This is a genomic window from Paenibacillus sp. FSL A5-0031 (assembly GCF_001956295.1).
In the GTDB taxonomy this organism is placed as follows: domain Bacteria; phylum Bacillota; class Bacilli; order Paenibacillales; family Paenibacillaceae; genus Pristimantibacillus.
This window is the reverse complement of sequence record NZ_MRTD01000007.1, coordinates 126,913-146,491: the sequence shown is the minus strand read 5'-3', so window position 1 is coordinate 146,491 and position 19,579 is coordinate 126,913. Positions and strand designations below refer to the sequence as shown.

Here is a 19,579-nt window from a genome sequence, read left to right as displayed (position 1 = left end):
TGGTTTTAACCCCCTAGTGATTTAGGCGGAGTAATAATAATCCGCTCGCCGTCAAATTCCATCGTTGCTTTGTCTTTAATATTAAGAGCAGATAAATATTCCTTAGGCACTTGTAAACGTCCAACGCGATCTACCACGACATAGGCTTCATGCACAGACTGCAGTCCGCTGCTAACAGCTGGAAGCTCTGCCTCACCTCCATCAAGATTAATATTCGGATTGCGTTTAATAAACTCGGTGCTCGTCAAGCCATCGCGAATGGCAACCACTCGGTCTACCTTGCCTGCAAGCGTCAAGTCATGCGTTACAATGACGATGGTAATACCGATTTCGCGATTCAACCTGCGGAAAATACCCATTATCAAATCGGAGGTAGCCGTATCAACCGAACCTGTCGGCTCATCCGCAAGCAGAAGCTTCGGGCGATTCGACAATGAAATGGCAATGGCAACCCTTTGCTGCTCACCGCCTGATAATTGATGGAGCTTGTTATGCATTCGCTCCTTCAAGCCAACCCATTCAAGCAGCTGCTTCGCATACGCGCGATCAACTTTTCCCGAGAGCATCATCGGCATTTCTACATTTTCGAGGGCAGTCAGATAAGGCAGCAGGTTTCTGGCATTATTTTGCCAAATAAATCCTACCGTCTCCCGCTTGTATTTCACTAGATCCTCTTCAGAAATCTTCAGAAGATCCCAAGGACCTACATGCACCTGGCCGGCTGAAGGGCGGTCAAGACCGCCCAGCGTATTCAGAAGCGTCGATTTCCCGCTGCCGCTGTTGCCGATGATAGCCATTAGCTCGCCTTCGTTTACTTTTAGGTTCAAGCCTTGCAGGGCAACGACCTCTAGATCGTCTGTCTTGTAAATTTTCACTAGACCTTCGCAATCGATCATCGCTGTTGTCATCGTTCTTCTCCCATCTTGACCGCTTGATGCACTCTGAGCCTGCGTATGTGCAGGAAGAGCAGCAATGCGCCGGTCAGCATCATAAATCCGACAACTATGAACAATTGGTTCGTATCGCTAGACTCGAATATGACTCGGAAAGGCGGTACTGTTTCTGCAACGTTTTCTGTCGTTTGCAAGAATGGCAGGAAGAGCAAGCTCACACCTTTACCAATTAACACGCCAAGTCCAATCGCAAGTCCTGCTGTAAATAACTGCTCCAGAAGCAGCATCCCCGTAAGCTGTCTTCGCGATAATCCCATTGCCCGCAATACCCCGAATTGGACAACACGCCCTGAGAGATTGAAGAACCAGAATAGGACGTAGCCAGCTAATGTGATGATGACCGAAACAAGGAAACCTAAGCTCAATATTCCGAATACGCCGCCCCTAGTTGGAAGCTTCGATTGAATGATTAGCTCGCTTCTTACATCTTTAATAGCTGCTATCTCCACTCCAGCCTTTTGCAGTGCTTCAACGATCGGAGCTACTTTAGCATCAGGCTTCATCTTCAGCCAAACCTCATAAGGAATGAGCGGAAGCTGGTCATAAATATAATCTAAATTCGTGATAATAAACGGTGATTTATCTGGATATTGGCTAGGCCAATAAGGCAAAATGCCAACGACCATAAAATCCACTTTACCTTCGGCGAATCCAACTGACACTGGATCTCCGATTTTTAATTGATATTTCTCTGCTACTTTCGAAGGAATAAGCGCCGCATGCTCATATTTACCCAAGTTATTTAAATAATAATTCGGATGAACAGGATACAAATCATTACGGAACCAGCCGACCTTAGCAAAGTCGACATTATCAATACCCATTACGGTTCCTTGACCAATCGATTTGCCTGAAATGACCACGCTGCCCTTCGTCTGTAGTACACGAGCAGCCGCTTCTACGCCATCAAGGGAACGGAAAAGCTCAAATGGAGGTTCACTGAACAACATCTTTGAAGGTATGGTTTGACCGCCACCGCCTCCGCCGCCTGAACCACCGCCGTTGCCTCCTCCACCATTTCCGCCGTTTCCACCGCCACCAGAACCGCCGCCATTGCCTCCACTGCCGCCATTACCACCATTTCCGCCGTTGTTGCCAGGCGTTGTAGTAATTTCCGGAGACCCTTCCCAAACCGTTTGAATGGTTACGTCTGCTCCGTATTTATACAGCGTACGTTCCGTGGAGTTCAAATCAATCGTTCTAGCTGCCGATGCGTTATAAACACCAAGCCCCAGCGTCAGCACCAATAGAATCATCAATGGGTAATATCCCTTGGATGAACGTGAAAGCTGAGTCAGCGTCAAATAAAGCGGAACCGGTAAAAATTTGCGTCCTAGCCATGTAAACACCTTCAATAGCCATGGGAATAATCTTAAGAAAAACAACCCAAATGCAAAGATTGATAAGGCAGGAACAAAAAATAAAAATGGCTGTACGTTCAATTGATCCGTTGTCATGCCTGTTTTGAACGTCAACATTTGGCGCTCATTGAACATATACCAGCCATAACCAGCAGTGGCAATTAACAAGACATCAAGATACCAACGCTGCCAAACTGGCTTGCGATCAGAACGCGCCAGATCCTGCTTATAACTTACGATTGAAGATCTTGCATAAATAACAGCCGGAATAATGGTCGCCATAAGCGCTAGAAAGACTGCAGCTCCACCCGCAATAATGGCCTCCGTAGAGAAGCCTACCGGTATGGACTTCCGATTAACGAAAGAGAGGAAGCCATTGGCTGATCCGATACTCTTCGCCATGAACCAACCGATAAACGGACCGCTTCCAAGCGCGATACCGCCAAGCAGTAGTCCTTCGAGCAAATAAATCCAAATGATTTGCCGTGTGCCGGCCCCCCTGCTTCGAAGCACTGCAATGTCGCTTCGCTGCTTATCCAGTGACTGCCTTGCATTCATGGCAATGAAGAAAAACACCATCGCAAGCATAGGAGCAGCTAGCGTAAACAGCAATGTTTGCAGCTGCAGGCTTTGTTTCTTAAATTCGGTAAGCGTGGATGCAAAAGAAATTTCTACTCTTGTGTCCTTAAGGCGCTGATACAGCTCAATATTCAAGCGTTCAAGCGTCTTGCTTAACGGTGTTAATTGACTCGTTTTTACTTCTGATAAATCAAATGCGTAGTACCAGCTTGCATTATGCAGCGGTATTTTTTTATTCGCTAACAGCGTCTTTTCGAATGCTGCTTTGCTTATTTGGAACGTGTTCAGCAAGCTTTCCATCCCTTGATACCAGTATGAACTCGTATCAGTAAGCGGTTTGACTGCTCCGACAATTTTCACTCGCAATGTCAGATCCAGTCCACCGTATATCGGATATTCAAAAACATCGCCGATATGTACATCATTTCTATACATTGCTTCCTCGAACATGACTGCTTCGAGTATGTCTCCATCCCCTTCGGTATTTGAAAACCATTTACCTTGGGTCAGCTCTGTATTTTTTTCAAGTTCTGACAGATTCATAATCGTCAGTTGACGGTTGCGTCCTGCGTCTACTTTGCTAGAATCCTCAGGAACGACCTCTGCACCGCGAATCGAATAGCTGTTTACATACGTACCAAATGGAAATCCAATTTCTTTCGGTATTCCATCTTTAATATACTTTTCAAGCTCCGACAGCGCTGCTAAATCCGTTTTCCCGCCAGCAGGTGATTGATATCTCATGAGAAGCGAGCCCGCAGGTAATCCGGTACTCTTCTGCTGCAGTGATTCGGCTACTACTCTCTTGAGTGCGCCATCTGCATACATAGGGATACTCGTTGCAAATGCAACCGCCAGAGTTAGCCCAGCCAGCGTGCTTAAGGTTAGCCAGCGCGTGTTCCACATTTTGCGGAACAAAAAACGAAACAGCGGAATTCCCATTGGCTATCGACCTACAACTTTCTGCCCCGGTTTCAACCCTTTGAGGATCTCGATATTCGTCGAGGTTTGTTGGCCGACCTCTACGTCAACTTCGCGCTTAACTTCGCCTTCAATGACCTGCACGTACGTACGAGATCCAATAGAACGAAGCGTAGAAGGAGGAATAACAATAGCATTTTCAGTGCGCTTCGTAATGACTTTAATCGAAAGCGGCATTCCGCGGTTCAAGTTTTTAGGCAAATCCTTAAGATCAACGATTAAGAAGTCTTCGGGTTTTTCCGGTTTCTCTACTCCAGAACCACCGCCGCCGCCGTTGTTCTGTTCCTCCGTTTTGTAAGGGAGCTGCTTGATCTTGCCTTTAAATTTACCAACGCTCGTAATATCAGCCGTTACTTCCATGCCAACGCCTAGTTTTTCTAGCTCTGACTTAGAAATTTTGGCTGCAGCTGTAATCTTGCTCGTATCAGCTACAATGGCAATTGGAGCATAGGCTTTAATCAAATCGCCCTTCTGCACGTTAAGAGAAACAATCGTTCCGGCAAATGGAGCCTTTAATGTCGCTTTCCCGATTTCCTCTTCCATATCGACTAGCTTCTGCTTCTGTTCTTCAAAAGCAATCAGCTTACCTTCAAATTCAATCGGATCCATTTCATCACGCTGGCGAAGCGTGTCTTTCATCTCATTTTCGATTTTCCTAAATGAAAGCCGTTCTTGCCGCAAGCTTTTGACCAGTACATCAACGTCCAGCTGACCAATTACTTGACCGGCTTTTACAGTTGTTCCTACTTTCACATTCAACTCTTTCAAATTCTTGCCGTCCAATGTGAAAAACATCGTCTCTTCTTCCAAAGAGATAAGCTTGCCGATCAGCGGTATCGACGTTTCTAATGTCGTCGTCGTTACCTCATACTCGGGCTTCTTGGATATTTGTGCAGGGGCAATCTCAGGTATAACCTCTTCTTCATCTTCTGCGGGAAGCAAGGAGCACCCGCTTGAAAGCACCAAAGAAGCACTTAATACAACAACCATTGAACGCTTAAATAAATTTTCCGTCCACCATTTCATAGACAATGTCAGCAACCTCCAAAATCGTAGGATCATGTGTAGTCATACAAATAGAAACTTGTTCAGTGCGAATAATATTTTGGAAAACCGCCATAATTTGAGCTGACATGCCAGTATCAAGCTCTGCCGTCGGTTCATCAGCAAGCAGCAGCATTGGCTTATGGGCGATCGCCTTAGCAATTGCAACCCGTTGCTGCTCACCGCCGGAAAGCTCGAAGGGACGATGATTCATTCGGCGCTCCAAACCAACCAGTTCAAGACATTGCGTAACTCTATCCTTCCATTCCGCTCGCGGTACACCAGCCATCCGAAGAGACAGCTCCACATTCTCACGCGCGGACAATAGCGGCATAAGTGCGAAGGCTTGAAATATAAAGCCCATGTGCTTTCGCCTAACTAAAGTGCGTTGGTCATCGCTCATGCTGTGAAACTTCAAACCGTTAAACAAAATCTCTCCTTTGCTTGGCGTATCGAGACCGCCCAAGCAATTCAGCAGCGTCGTCTTGCCAGAGCCTGATCTGCCTCTGAGCATGACTAATTGACGCTCCTTAAGCTCCATATTGATGCCCTTCAGTACAGGCAGCGGAGTTCCTCCAACTTGGAACGTTCGCTCTACATCAATAACTTTAAGCAGATCGCGTCTTTCCTCAGTCGTTTCAACCTGCTCCTCTACCTTCTGTTCTTCTTCCTGCGGAATGGCCATTAGCGCTTCCGATCCCTCCTCAACCAACTTTCATAATTCTCATCTTACATGATAGACGTAGGACATGCTCAAAAAGTTACGTCAAATTTAAACAACTTTTTAAAACCTTTTTCGAACAAAAAAAGCTGCTTTTAGCGAAGGCTTAAACTCCGCATAAAAAACAGCTTTTACATTATCTTACTTCACCTTGAAATGAGAAATAGCAAGGTCCAAATCGCGTACAATTTCCTCTAAATGAACAGCTGCTGAAGAAATGTTATCCATCAAAGCGAGCTGCTCTTCCGTTGCGGCAGCAACATTTTCTGTCTTCTCCAGATTAACGGCAGCTGTAGCAGCCGTTTGCTGCATTGAGGCGCTTACCTGCTCCGAGCTGGCTGACATTTGCTGAGTAATTGCAGAATTTTCATGAATCTGCTCACTCATCTGTGTAATAGAAGCAACGATGACATCCAAGTTCTGACGAACCTCGCCTACCCGCGCGCTGCCTCGCTCCATCTCTAGAACCGTTTGCGACATGTAAGCTGAAGCTCCTGCGATTTCACTTCGGGTAATGTCTACGAGTTGATGTATTCCGTCAGCAGATGCAAGGGATCCCGCTGCCAACTTTCGAATCTCTCCTGCAACGACCGCAAAACCTCTGCCGTGTTCGCCTGCACGGGCTGCTTCAATTGATGCGTTCAGCGACAAAATATTCGTTTGATTTGAAAAGCTCGTTATATTCTCGGCAATTGCACCTATCTCCTTGGAACGATGCTCAAGCGTTTCAATTGTATTCGATAGTTTGCCAGTTACTGAGGTTACCTCGCTCATTTGATCAATTAACCGGAGCAGCGCTTCATGACCAAGTTCAGCCTGCTTAGAGGTTGATGATGATTTATCGGCAATCGAGGCTGTGTTTTCTGCGATTCGTTGAATGCCTATCGTCATCTCTTCGATCGCTCTAGATGTTTCTTCCGCACCTCTTGCTTGTACTTCTGAGCCATTGGCTACTTCCTGAATATTTTGAGCGACATGCTCTGCTGCATCTGCAGATTCCTTAGATGCAGTCGTTAACTGATCAGTTGATTTGGTCACTTCAACTGCATTACTAGCAATACCGCTAATCAGCTGCTTAGTAGCTTCAATCATATGATCCACCGATTGCGAAATACGGCCAAGCTCATCCTTGCTGTATTTCTGATCCGGAAGAACCGTTAAATCCCCTTCTGCTACTCGCTGTGTCTTAAATACAACACTCTTGATTGTCTTCATGATATGACGCACTGTAAAGTACATAGCAATTAAAATAACTAATGTAACCACAATGATGCAGATTAAGAGAGTAAGCTGCGTTTTTCTAAGCTCATTTGTAATATCAGTAATCGTGGATTGTGCATAGATTTTAATATTTTGACCGATTTCATCAATCCCTGTACGGCTTGTTAAGAAGCTATTATCGATCTGTTTATTTTGAAAATTGTTTTTTCCATCCGCTGCTGCTTTTACCGCTGCAGCTGACCAGAAATTAAAGTTAGCCTTAAACTCAATTAAAATTTGGTTTATGGTGCGCTCAGATTCCCCTTCAGCTAAGTTCTGAAGTCCTTTCTCATAAAGAATGGCTTGTGCTTCTCCTACCCGGTCTTCAACTTGTTTTATATTTTCGGCTAACTCCGCTCGAGCAGCGTCTGCATTTACTTGATCCAAAGTACCGGATTCCACTCTCAAGTAAGCTTGATAGGCCTGATACATATCCCTATCCGCGTTTAATACTAATGTGTCTACTTGATTAGAAGTTTCATAAATACGATCTGTCATGTCATTCAACACGCGCCACTGCTCATTGAGCAAATAAAGCCCAGTAAATGCATAAAACATAAGTGGAACCAAAGACAAAAAGACTAACCTAACACGTAAAGACAATTTCATTAAAACCCCGCCCCTCAATTCATGACTATACTCTATAATTATTTATCGGAGACAAATAGCTATTTAGAAGAGTCCCTTTCAAAAAAAATTAATTTTTAGTGTCGAATTATGAACAATTTTGTCACAAAAAAAGCGAGCTCTCATGGAAAAGAGCACGCTTTTTTTATTTCAGTAATTATTTTCCAAACGATTGAGGATCTTGTCTCCAAGCTTGCAAAGCAGCTACATCTTCAGGAGCAACTTTTCCAAGCTCTACAGCCGTTTGAATAAGTGCGCTATAGCTAGACAATGTAACAAGAGGCATTTGCTCTGATGCAAAGGCTTGAATCGCTGAATCAAATTCGTAAGTGAATATAGCAAGCACCGCCAATACTTCTGCGCCTGCTTCTCTAACTGCAAGACCAGCTTTAAGCGAGCTTCCGCCTGTCGATATCAAATCCTCGATCACAACGACCTTTTGACCAGGTAGAACACGGCCCTCGATTTGATTCTGCTTGCCATGACCTTTCGCTTTATCGCGAATATAAGCCATCGGCAGATTAAGCTTCTGTGCTACCCAAGCTGCATGTGGAATACCGGCAGTTGAAGTGCCCGCAATAACCTCAGCATCAGGATAACGCTCACGAATGATCGTTGCGAAACCTTCTGCAACAAGATCGCGAATCGCTGGGTATGTCATCGTAAGGCGGTTATCACAATAGATTGGTGATTTAATGCCTGATGTCCATGTGAATGGCTCATTAGGGCGAAGTGCTACGGCTTCGATTTCTAGCAGGCTTTTAGCAATTTGATTTGGCAATTCAGATAAAGTAATTTTACTCATAGGAAATCAGCTCCTCAATAATAGATTCTAATGCTGCACGCGGATTTGGTGCCGCTGTAATCGGGCGACCGATAACCATATAATCCGTTCCTTTGCGCAGCGCCTCACTTGGCGTCATGATGCGTGATTGATCATTAACATCCGCTCCAATGGGACGAATGCCTGGCGTTACGGTTTTGAAAGAGCTGCCGCATAGCGACTTAATAGCCTCAACCTCGGAAGGTGATGCGACAACACCGTCCAAACCCGCTTTTTTGGTAAGCTCTGCATAACGAAGCACTGCCGCTTCTACGGTTCCGCTAATACCGATCTGCTCATTGAGCATCGACTGGCTCGTACTTGTCAATTGAGTTACCGCGATTACCGTTGGCTTACGAAGGCTGCTGCCTGTTAATGCAATATCTACGCCCTCAAGCGCAGCCTCCATCATATCACTGCCCCCTGCTGCATGGACGTTAAACATGTCAACTCCCAATTTCGTTACGCTATTAGAGCCGCCTTTGACAGTGTTCGGAATATCATGCATTTTCACATCAAGAAATACGTAGTAACCACGCTCTTTCAAGCTTTGCACGAAAGAAGGACCAGCAGCATAAAACAACTGCATGCCCACCTTCATAAAACAGGGAATGCCTTGCAGTTCGGCAATTAAACGTTCAGCCGCTGCTGCATCTGGATAATCAAGGGCTACCATAATCCGTCCTGCTGCTTGCTCTTTAGTCAATTTCATCCGAAATCGCTCCATTTCTCTGTTCATTTGCAAAATAAACGGCCATACGTTTGCTTCTAGCTATCTACCTTGAGACTAACGTCTTAAGGTAGATAGCGAAGCAATAAACGCTGGCCGTACTTTTAAGCTCAGAGAGCTTATTTGTTTTGTAGCGCTACTGGCATTGAACGGGAGGAGAAGTTCAACGTTTCGAGCATAACAAGCAATGCACGAACTGTATCAAGCGATGTCATACAAACGACGCCATTCTCAACCGCTTCACGACGAATTCTGAATCCATCACGTTCAGGAGCTTTGCCTTTAGTCAACGTATTGACTACAAATTGCGCTTGCCCTTCACGTACTAGATCAAGAATATTCGGCGAGCCTTCGCTAAGCTTATTAACAGTCGTAACGATAAGGCCGGCTTCTTCGAGTGCTTTCGCCGTTCCGCCTGTAGCAATAATTTTGTAGCCTAGGTTAAAGAATCCGCGAAGCAACTCTGTTGCTTCCTCTTTATCTTTATCCGCAACTGTAGCTATGATAGCGCCTGATGTTGGAATTTTCATACCTGCGCCAATGAGACCTTTATAAAGAGCTTTCGCATATTGAACGTCGCGGCCCATTACTTCACCTGTTGATTTCATTTCCGGCGTTAGCGTTGGGTCAACCCGGCGCAGCTTCGCGAAGGAGAAGACAGGAACTTTAACCGAAACATATTCATCCTCAGGCCATAAGCCTTCAACATAACCAAGATCAGCAAGCTTCGTACCGAGAATTGCTTTAGTAGCTAAGTTTGCCATCGGAATATTCGTAACTTTGCTTAGGAAAGGTACGGTACGCGATGAACGCGGATTAACTTCTATCACATATACTTTTTCTTGGTGAATGACGAACTGGATGTTAACAAGTCCAATTACGTTAAGAGCTTTAGTAATGCTAATCGTGATGTCAACGATTTGCTGTTTAATTTCTTCCGAAAGTGATTGTGGTGGATATACCGCAATGGAATCGCCTGAGTGAACGCCTGCGCGCTCAACATGCTCCATAATCCCTGGAATAACAACGGTCTCACCATCACAAATCGCGTCTACTTCAGCTTCTTTACCAAGCATATAACGGTCGATTAGAACCGGGTGCTCAGGGTTAATTTTCACTGCAACTTCCATATAGTTAAGCAGTTCTTCATCCGAGTACACAATTTCCATTGCGCGTCCGCCAAGTACATAGGAAGGACGAACGAGTACCGGATAACCAAGTCCTTGTGCCGTAACTACCGCTTCATCAACAGAGATAACCGTTTTGCCGTCAGGCTGTGCGATATTCAGGCTGCGAAGCAATGCTTCGAATTTCTTGCGATCCTCTGCAGCATCAATGCTCTCAAGGCTGGAGCCTAGAATGCGTACGCCAGCTTTGGAAAGCGGAGCTGCAAGGTTGATTGCCGTTTGACCGCCGAATTGTACGATTACACCAATCGGATTTTCTTGCTCAATAACATTCATTACATCTTCAAAGAACAATGGCTCAAAGTAAAGTCTGTCCGATGTGCTGAAGTCCGTTGAAACCGTTTCTGGGTTATTGTTGATAATAACCGCTTCATAACCTGCATTTTGAATCGCCCATACCGCATGAACCGTTGAGTAATCGAACTCAATGCCTTGACCGATACGAATTGGTCCAGATCCAAGGACTAGAACCTTCTGTTTGTCCGTAACTGTTACTTCATTTTCTACTTCATAAGTGGAGTAGTAATATGGTGTCGAAGCTTCGAATTCAGCTGCGCATGTATCAACCATTTTGTATACTGGCTTCAAGTTAAGCTGTTCGCGAAGTGCCCGCACGTCAGCTTCCGTTGTGTGACTGCCATTCGGGAAACCTTCTTGACGAATTTCAGCAATAGAGCGATCTGAGAAACCTTTGCGTTTAGCTTCATACAACGTTTGTTGATTCAACGTTGATTCGCTGCGCATACGATCCTCGAATGTTACGATGGACTGAATTTTATCAAGGAACCACCAGTCGATGTTTGTAATGTCTTGGATTTCTTGAAGCTGATAGCCCCGGCGGAACGCTTCTGCAACGAGGAACATACGCTCATCATCCGGCTTCTCTAGACGTGCGCGAAGCACTGCATCTTCCAAAGATGAAGCTTCTTTCAAGTGAATGCGGTGAGCGCCAATTTCCAGTGAACGAACCGCTTTATGAATGGATTCCTCAAACGTACGGCCGATAGCCATAACTTCGCCAGTTGCTTTCATTTGCGTACCAAGTTTACGGTTCGCGTTAACGAATTTATCAAACGGCCAGCGTGGAATTTTTGATACGATATAATCAAGTGTTGGCTCGAAGCAAGCATACGTTTGTCCTGTAACAGGGTTTACAAGCTCATCGAGTGTGTAGCCGACAGCGATTTTTGCTGCCATTTTGGCAATTGGGTATCCTGTTGCTTTCGACGCTAGTGCCGATGAACGGCTTACGCGCGGATTTACTTCAATGACATAATATTGATAGCTTTGTGGATCAAGTGCGAACTGTACGTTACAGCCGCCCTCGATGTTCAGCGCACGAATGATTTTTAGGGAAGCTGAACGAAGCATTTGATACTCGCGATCAGACAAGGTTTGGCTTGGCGCTACGACGATGCTATCGCCTGTATGTACGCCAACCGGGTCAAAGTTTTCCATGTTGCAGACAACGATACAGTTATCGTTCGCATCACGCATAACCTCATATTCGACTTCCTTCATGCCTGCGATCGATTTCTCGATCAAGCACTGGCTAATCGGGCTATAACGGATTCCAGAAGCAACCGTTTCGCGCAGTTCTTCTTCATTCGCACAAATACCGCCGCCTGTTCCGCCCAGTGTATAAGCAGGACGGACGATGATTGGGTAACCAATCGTGTTAGCGAAGTTAACTGCATCTTCTACTGTAGTCACGATGTCGCTGTCTGGTACTGGTTGTTCCAGCTCACGCATAAGGTCACGGAATAAGTCGCGATCCTCCGCTTTCTCAATAGCTGTCAGCTGTGTTCCAAGCAATTTTACATTCTCGCGTTCAAGAACGCCTGCGCGTGCAAGCTCAACCGCCATATTAAGGCCTGTCTGGCCGCCAAGCGTCGGAAGAAGTCCATCTGGACGTTCTTGACGAATGATTTGTGATACAAAATCTAAAGTAATAGGCTCGATATATACTTTGTCAGCCATGTTCGTGTCTGTCATGATTGTTGCTGGGTTACTGTTTATAAGAACAACCTCATAGCCCTCTTCTTTGAGCGCTTGGCAGGCTTGAGTACCGGCATAGTCGAATTCCGCCGCTTGTCCGATGACAATTGGACCGGAACCGATCACGAGAATTTTTTTGAGTTCATTATTTTTGGGCATACTGAAGCTCTCCTTTCAACGTCTCCGACAACACAGCTTGACGAGGTTTTTGTGGGTTATTTTTCTTGTGCGTACGGATCATTTCTAGGAACTCATCAAACAAATAGCTGGAATCATACGGTCCAGGCGCAGCTTCTGGGTGATATTGAACCGAGAAAGCTGGGAATGTATTGTGTTTAAGTCCTTCGATCGTGCGGTCATTGTTATTGATATGTGTTACTACAAGCGGCGTGTTCGCTACTGTTTCTTCAAGCACCGTGTAGCCATGGTTTTGTGAAGTAATGTAGCAACGGTTAGTTGCCAATTCTTTAACCGGGTGGTTTCCGCCGCGATGTCCGAATTTAAGCTTCGTTGTTTCTGCTCCGCAAGCTAATGCGAACAGCTGGTGGCCTAAGCAAATTCCGAAGATCGGATATTCGCCGAGCAGCTCAGAAATCATTTTTACAGCATAAGGTGCATCCTGCGGGTCCCCAGGGCCATTGGACAATTGAATGCCGTCTGGAGCTAGGCGACGAATTTGGTCTGCTGTTGTATCGTGAGGAACAACAACTACATCGCAGCCGCGCTTAGTAAGCTCGCGCAAAATACCGCTTTTTGCACCGAAGTCAACCAGTACGATACGCTCGCCTTGACCCGGGCTTGAGAATACATGAGATGTAGAGGTGCGTGCGACTTGATCCGTCATTAGCTTCGAGATGTTCAGACGTTCAGCAAGTTCTTCTACGCGCTCGTTGCCTGTTGTGATTAGGCCCTTCATTGTACCGTAGTTACGAAGCTTGCGAGTAAGCATACGTGTATCAATATCGCTGATGCCCGGGATGCCGTATTCTTTAAGAAGTTGTCCTAGTGAATATTGAGCGCGCCAGTTGCTTGGCACTTCTTCATGACGACGAACGACAAAGCCGTGAATAAATGGACGCATCGACTCAAAATCATCACGTGTAATGCCGTAGTTGCCGATTAGCGGATAAGTCATCGTTACGATTTGTCCGCAGTAGGACGGATCGGATAAAACTTCTTGATAACCAGTAATTCCAGTATTAAATACAACCTCGCCCATCATTTGTGCTTCTGCACCGAACGAAAGTCCTGTGAACAATGTACCGTCTTCCAATAATAATCTTGCTTGCATCCGTATCACTCCTCAGGTGTTGATTGTCCCCATATATTGGCTTTAGTTAGTAAAAGTTATTTATTCTGACCAAACAACTGCGCCGTCAACGATCGTTGTTACAGGCCAGCCGCTAAGCTTCCAGCCGCCGAATGGCGTGTTGTTGCTTTTGGATGCGAATGTGCTCGGATCAACCGAACGCTCGTTGTCCAAATCAACGATTGTAATATCAGCAGGAGCACCTTGCTCTAAGCGCCCCGTTGGAAGCCGGAAAACACGTGCCGGATCTGCAGTCATGCGCTGCAGCAGGAAGCCAAGCGTCCACTTGCCGGTTTGAACAAATTTTGTGTACAAGAGCGGGAAAGCTGTCTCGAAGCCAACGATGCCAAAAGGTGCAAGTTGAACGCCGCGAGCTTTCTCTTCCGCGCTATGCGGTGCATGGTCCGTAACGACCATATCGATCGTTCCGTCTTCAATCGCTTCGATAACCGCTTGAACGTCACGCGGCGTACGAAGCGGAGGATTCATTTTCCAATTTGCATCATCAAGGCCCGGAATATCCTCATCAGACAGCAGCAAGTGATGCGGGCAAACCTCAGCAGTAACGCGAACTCCGATTTGCTTAGCTAGGCGAATTAACCGTACCGATTGCTCAGTACTAACGTGGCATACATGATAATGAACGCCCGTCGCTTCTGCTAATAGAACGTCTCTGCCTACATGAATCGCTTCGGATTCATTCGGGATAGCTTTCAAGCCGTGCTTGCGGGAAAACTCGCCTTCCGATGCCCAAGCGCCTTCAACTAATGAATCATCTTCGCAGTGAGCGATGATCGGCATATCCATGGAATGAGCAAGCGCCATCGCGTTTTTCATCATTTGCGCGTTCTGGACACCTACACCGTCATCCGTAAAGCCAATTGCACCCGCTTCTTTTAATGAAGCAAAATCCGTCAACTCGCGGCCAAGCTCGTTTTTAGTGATCGATGCGTATGGCAATACTTTGACAACGCCGACTTGAGCCGCCTTGTTCGTAATGTAGCGTACTGTTTCAGCAGTATCCGTTACAGGACGAGTGTTAGGCATACATGCAATCGTTGTGAAACCGCCTTTTGCCGCTGAGCGTGTGCCTGTTGCGATATCTTCTTTATATTCAAAGCCCGGATCGCGCAAATGAACGTGCATATCGATAAAGCCTGGCGATACCAGCTTGCCCTTTGCATCAATGACTTCTGCGCTTCCTGTATCTACTGACTCGGAACCGTCTATAATAGCTTCAATCTTGTTATTTTCGATCCGAATATGCTTACTTTCTAAGCTGCCCGAAGTTTCATTCCATACGTTACCGTTTATAATCCATAATGACATTGTCGTTTCACCCTCCGGATTTAGATCTATGTTGCTAAAGTTAGCTGAGCGCACGCTCTACTACCGCCATGCGGATAGGAACCCCGTTTTCCATTTGCGGGAAAATGCGAGATTGTGGATGCTCAACCAGTTCATCGTCTATTTCTACGTTGCGGTTAATTGGAGCAGGATGCATAATGATCGCGTGATTAGCGAGCTTGCTGGCTCTCTCTACCGTCAAGCCGTAATGCTCGCGGTAACTTTCAGCAGAATTCAGCATTCCGCTTTCATGGCGTTCCAGCTGGACGCGCAGCATCATGACAACATCTGATTTTAATGCTTCATCTATAGAGACATAAGAGACGTCAAGTTCAGAGGCTTGCATATTTGGCGGTGAGCAAAAGTTCACATTAACTCCGAATTTTTGCAAAGCCCATAGATTCGATCTTGCAACGCGGCTATGCAGCACATCTCCAACGATCGAGACCGTTAAGCCTTTGAGTTGTCCAAAATGCTTGCGCATCGTGTACATATCCAGCAGCGCTTGTGTCGGGTGCTCGTTATTGCCATCGCCGGCATTAATGAGCGGCACCTTGATCTTTGTTGCCAGTTCTGCAAGAACGCCGATCGGCTTTAAGCGAATGATGCCAACGTCAATTCCCATTGATTCAAGTGTGCGTACAGTATCGTAGATTGACTCGCCCTTTTGTACACTTGAAACCGCAGCGGAGAAATTCAGTACTTCTGTACCTAGTCGTTTCTCTGCTACTTCGAATGAAAAGCGAGTACGCGTGCTGTTCTCGAAAAACATATTGGCTGCAAATCTGCCTTGCATCGTCGTGTGCACTTTGTTTGAATGATTCTCCCAATAAGCAGCACGATCTAGTATCGATTCAATCTCTTCTTGGCTTAAATCTTTTAATCCGAGCAAACTCCGTTGTTTAAGCTGTGTGATGGTCATCCGGCTTGCCCCCTCTGATTAATAATGGTCACTTGGTCGATTTGATCGATTTCGGTAAGAGCCACATCGATTTGCTCTTGTTTAGAGCTTGGGACGTTCTTGCCTACAAAATCTGGTCGAATCGGCAGTTCGCGATGTCCTCTGTCTACAAGGACGGCGAGCTGAATGCTTTGCGGCCGTCCGCAATCCATAAGCGCGTCCATTGCAGCGCGAATCGTGCGGCCCGTGTACAATACGTCATCGAACAAAATAATGCGTTTGTCTTGAACCGTAAAGGGTACGCCGTCGGTATCGCCAATTGCTGCTGCTATTTCCATGTCTGCAGATATGATTGCTTTGCGATCATCACGATATTGAGTAATATCAAGCTCGCTCACAGGAACAGGCTTTCCTTCAATTTCACCGATACGCTCTGCAATACGCCGAGCAAGGTAGATCCCTCTTGTGCGAATGCCTACAATCACACAGTTGTCGATTCCCTTGTTCTTCTCCACAATTTCATGAGCAATTCGCGTTAATGCGCGGCGAATCGCCGTTTCATCCATGATGACTAAATGCTCTTCTTCCGTCATTTCCGCTGACTCCTTCCATAACCGTCCAAAACTGCCAGGTTGCGACAAAAAGCTCCTTGCGAATTTCGCAAGGAGCTTGTGATAAGGCTTAAAGAGATAGGTGCAAGCAAGCAGAGCTCTCGTCACAGAAAGCAGTGCATAAAGCTGTCCTATTCCTCTCTTCTATAGACCTGTTATTCACGCTACCTTGCCAGCCTCTCGGGACTGAGTTAAAGGTACTGATGTATATCATAGGAATTATCCCACATTCGACAAAAGATGTCAAGTAAAAACGATTATTTCCGCTTCAACTTAGTGTGGACCAATCCTGATAAACTATGCAAGGATAGCGATTATTTGCTACAGGCTTAATTTACGAATTCTTTCAACTGCTTTTTGAGTATTCTCAAGGCTTCCGAATGCTGTAAGGCGGAAATAGCCTTGACCGCTTTGACCGAAGCCTACGCCTGGCGTTCCAACGATGTTTGCTTCTGTAAGAAGCTTATCGAAGAACGACCATGAATCCATGCCGTTCGGTGTTTTCAGCCAAATATAAGGAGCGTTTACTCCGCCAAATACCTCAAGACCGATGGACGCAAGGCCGTCACGGATAATTGCTGCATTTTTCATGTAGTAATCAACCAAAGATTTGATTTGCGCTTTGCCCTCTTCCGAATAGATTGCAGCTGCTCCACGCTGTGTAACGTATGATACGCCGTTAAACTTCGTCGTATGGCGGCGATTCCACAAATCATTGATCAACACTTCATTGCCTGAAGCATCAAGACCTTTCAGCTCGCGCGGCACAACTGTGTAGGCACAGCGAACACCAGTAAAACCTGCTGTTTTGGAGAAGCTGCGGAATTCGATGGCTACTTCACGCGCGCCTTCGATTTCGTAAATGCTGTGCGGAACATCTTCTTCCTGAATAAATGCTTCGTATGCGGAGTCATAAAGAATGATGCAGTTGTTTGCTTTCGCATAGTCAACCCATACTTTAAGCTCTTCTTTCGTAAGCGTCATGCCAGTTGGATTGTTCGGATAGCACAAGTAAATAATGTCTACTTTACGATCAGGAAGACTAGGCTTGAAATCATTTTCAGCTGTACACTCCAAATACGCAATGTTCTCGTAGCGCTTTGTATCTTGATTGTATTTGCCTGCGCGGCCAGCCATAACGTTCGTATCGACGTAGACTGGATAAACCGGATCTTGTACCGCAACGATACTGTTCTCGCTGAAAATTTCTTGAATATTGCCGACATCGCATTTGGAACCATCACTTACAAACACTTCATTTGTTGCAATGTCAATGCCGCGTGCTTTATAGTCATTTTCGATAATTGCATTTATTAGAAAATCGTAGCCTTGCTCAGGTCCGTATCCACGGAATGAACCTGGAGCTGCAAGCTCGTCCACTGCATTGTGCATAGCATTCAGAACCGCATCCGGCAAACCGCGCGTAACATCACCAATTCCTAAGCTGATAATTTCAGCATTTGGATTTTCTTGAATGAATTTAGTACGGCGTTTTGCAATTTCAGAAAACAAGTAGCTGCCTTGCAGCTCCAAGTAATTTTGGTTAATGGAAGTCATTTCACGTCACCTATCCTTATATTCATTTACTTCAGTTGTTATTGATTAGAATAACGTACTTATGTGCTTGAAATAATGAATAATGTGGTGAAAAGTTTGCACTATTGCACTATTACCTTGAACGCAAGCTGCTTAATACATTTTCGAAGTCTGCCGGCAAAGGCATTTCGAACTCCAGCCGCTCGCCGCTGCGCGGATGTGTAAAGCCAAGCAGCGTTGCATGCAGAGCTTGTCCTTTTAACGCTACTGTCTTATTGCGGCCATAAACCGGATCTCCCGCAAGCGGGTGACCAATATATTTCATGTGTACACGAATTTGATGGGTACGTCCCGTTTCTAGCTGAAGCTCAACAATCGTGTAATCTCCTAAACGCTCCAATACGTGAAAATGGGTTACAGCGTGTCTGCTATTGTGCTCAGTTACTGTAAACAGCTTCCTGTCATTCAGGTCACGTCCGATAGGCGCATCAATCGTACCTTGGTCATGCGGCAAATTGCCGTGCACTAGTGCGATATATTTTCGCGTTACCGTATGCTCCTTAAGCTGCTCAGCAAGCGAGACATGCGCCAGATCGTTTTTGGCAGCCATCAACAAACCTGTTGTGTCCTTATCTATGCGGTGAACAATGCCTGGACGGATCATGCCGTTAATACCGGATAAGTCCTTGCAGTGATACATCAGCGCATTAACAAGCGTGCCTGAAGAATGACCAGGTGCAGGATGAACGACCATTCCGCGCTTTTTATTAATAACGATCAAGTCTGAATCCTCATAGATAACTTCAAGCGGGATGTTCTCAGGAACAATGGCCGTCTCTTCAGGCTCTGGGATAATCAGAACGACACGATTGCCCTCTGCTACCTTCAGATTCGCTTTTGCTACTTTGTCATCGACCTGTACGGCCCCTGCTTTGATCCATTCCTGAACCTGCGTTCGGGATACGCCTTGATCGTCAATACTGTCTGTTACAAACTTATCTACTCGTTCGCCGGATTGCTCCGCCTCTACGATCCATTCCAACGGTTCTTCATTATACAGGTTGCTGCTCATGATTGTTTTGATCCTTGTCCTCTCCATTTTGCAAACGTTTCTTGTCATCTCTAGCCGATAACAAGGTGTCAATAAGAATTAATGCTACACCACAGACAATCGCTGAATCCGCCACGTTAAAAATCGGGAAGCCATAGCTGCCGAAGTTAAACTGCAGAAAGTCGACAACCTCACCATAACGCGCACGATCGAGAAAGTTGCCAATTGCGCCGCCAAGAACTAGTCCGAGTCCTACTAGCAGCCAAGGCTTAGCTGATTTTCTCGATGCCTGTATGTACCAAATGATACCCAAAACAATGATAACGGTAATAATGATAAAAAACAGTCTTTGCTCTTGCAAGATGCCAAATGCAGCACCGCGATTTCGATGCGAAGTGATGAGAAAAAAATTACCGATAACGCTAATTTGATCCCCGATCTCTAATTTTGTTTCAATTAATTTCTTTGTTACAAAATCAAGGACTAACACTAATACCGCTACCCAGTAATAATAAAAACGCATCGAATCACTCCTAATTTTTTGTAAAGCAGCGTTTCCA

General features: G+C 45.7%; 15 protein-coding genes. All 15 read right to left on the bottom strand.

Translation table 11 applies throughout. From position 1 onward, the window contains the following. Nucleotides 1-5: 5 nt before the first annotated feature. The 15 genes from BK120_RS14305 to lspA all read right to left on the bottom strand — a co-directional run bounded on the left by BK120_RS14305 (nt 6) and on the right by lspA (nt 19,542). Complete coding sequence (locus BK120_RS14305) at nt 6-896, bottom strand: ABC transporter ATP-binding protein (protein ID WP_076268354.1); 891 nt, start codon at nt 894-896, stop codon at nt 6-8. A gap of 8 nt (nt 897-904) precedes the next feature. Next, nucleotides 905-3,835, bottom strand: a complete 2,931-nt coding sequence (locus tag BK120_RS14300; RefSeq protein ID WP_076268192.1) for an ABC transporter permease — start codon at nt 3,833-3,835, stop codon at nt 905-907. A 3-nt stretch (nt 3,836-3,838) separates the two neighbouring features. Beyond that, nucleotides 3,839-4,900: an efflux RND transporter periplasmic adaptor subunit gene (locus tag BK120_RS14295; RefSeq protein WP_305953887.1), complete on the bottom strand. Its 1,062-nt coding sequence runs from the start codon at nt 4,898-4,900 to the stop codon at nt 3,839-3,841. Beyond that, nucleotides 4,872-5,603 carry an ABC transporter ATP-binding protein gene (locus tag BK120_RS14290; RefSeq protein WP_076268190.1) on the bottom strand — a complete coding sequence of 244 codons (732 nt, stop codon included), beginning with the start codon at nt 5,601-5,603 and terminating at the stop codon, nt 4,872-4,874. The genes BK120_RS14295 and BK120_RS14290 overlap by 29 nt, the downstream gene beginning before the upstream one ends. Nucleotides 5,604-5,780: 177 nt before the next feature. Beyond that, on the bottom strand, nt 5,781-7,508 hold the full coding sequence (locus BK120_RS14285; protein WP_076268189.1) for a methyl-accepting chemotaxis protein: 1,728 nt from the start codon (nt 7,506-7,508) through the stop codon (nt 5,781-5,783). A gap of 175 nt (nt 7,509-7,683) precedes the next feature. Then, a complete protein-coding gene (gene pyrE, locus BK120_RS14280; protein ID WP_076268188.1) occupies nt 7,684-8,331 on the bottom strand; it encodes an orotate phosphoribosyltransferase in 648 nt (215 codons plus the stop codon). Then, the gene (gene pyrF, locus BK120_RS14275; protein WP_076268187.1) at nt 8,324-9,061 is read right to left on the bottom strand and encodes an orotidine-5'-phosphate decarboxylase; all 738 of its coding nucleotides are present in this window, start codon (nt 9,059-9,061) and stop codon (nt 8,324-8,326) included. Before pyrF ends, pyrE begins: the two co-directional genes overlap by 8 nt. Nucleotides 9,062-9,198: 137 nt before the next feature. Then, nucleotides 9,199-12,423, bottom strand: a complete 3,225-nt coding sequence (gene carB / locus BK120_RS14270; RefSeq protein ID WP_076268186.1) for a carbamoyl-phosphate synthase large subunit — start codon at nt 12,421-12,423, stop codon at nt 9,199-9,201. Beyond that, nucleotides 12,410-13,555 (bottom strand): glutamine-hydrolyzing carbamoyl-phosphate synthase small subunit, encoded by a 1,146-nt coding sequence (carA, locus tag BK120_RS14265; RefSeq protein WP_076268185.1) that lies wholly within the window; start codon nt 13,553-13,555, stop codon nt 12,410-12,412. The genes carB and carA overlap by 14 nt, the downstream gene beginning before the upstream one ends. Nucleotides 13,556-13,615: 60 nt before the next feature. Continuing rightward, nucleotides 13,616-14,902 carry a dihydroorotase gene (locus tag BK120_RS14260; RefSeq protein WP_076268184.1) on the bottom strand — a complete coding sequence of 429 codons (1,287 nt, stop codon included), beginning with the start codon at nt 14,900-14,902 and terminating at the stop codon, nt 13,616-13,618. A 40-nt stretch (nt 14,903-14,942) separates the two neighbouring features. Next, nucleotides 14,943-15,842 (bottom strand): aspartate carbamoyltransferase catalytic subunit, encoded by a 900-nt coding sequence (locus tag BK120_RS14255; protein WP_076268183.1) that lies wholly within the window; start codon nt 15,840-15,842, stop codon nt 14,943-14,945. Beyond that, nucleotides 15,839-16,414: a bifunctional pyr operon transcriptional regulator/uracil phosphoribosyltransferase PyrR gene (gene pyrR / locus BK120_RS14250; RefSeq protein ID WP_076268182.1), complete on the bottom strand. Its 576-nt coding sequence runs from the start codon at nt 16,412-16,414 to the stop codon at nt 15,839-15,841. Before pyrR ends, BK120_RS14255 begins: the two co-directional genes overlap by 4 nt. A gap of 339 nt (nt 16,415-16,753) precedes the next feature. Continuing rightward, nucleotides 16,754-17,989, bottom strand: coding sequence for an LL-diaminopimelate aminotransferase (locus tag BK120_RS14245; RefSeq protein ID WP_076268181.1), 1,236 nt, complete (start codon nt 17,987-17,989; stop codon nt 16,754-16,756). 112 nt (nt 17,990-18,101) lie between these two features. Further along, nucleotides 18,102-19,040 carry an RluA family pseudouridine synthase gene (locus BK120_RS14240; RefSeq protein ID WP_083681965.1) on the bottom strand — a complete coding sequence of 313 codons (939 nt, stop codon included), beginning with the start codon at nt 19,038-19,040 and terminating at the stop codon, nt 18,102-18,104. Further along, complete coding sequence (gene lspA / locus BK120_RS14235) at nt 19,021-19,542, bottom strand: signal peptidase II (RefSeq protein ID WP_076268179.1); 522 nt, start codon at nt 19,540-19,542, stop codon at nt 19,021-19,023. Before lspA ends, BK120_RS14240 begins: the two co-directional genes overlap by 20 nt. Between the last annotated feature and the right edge of the window lie 37 nt (nt 19,543-19,579).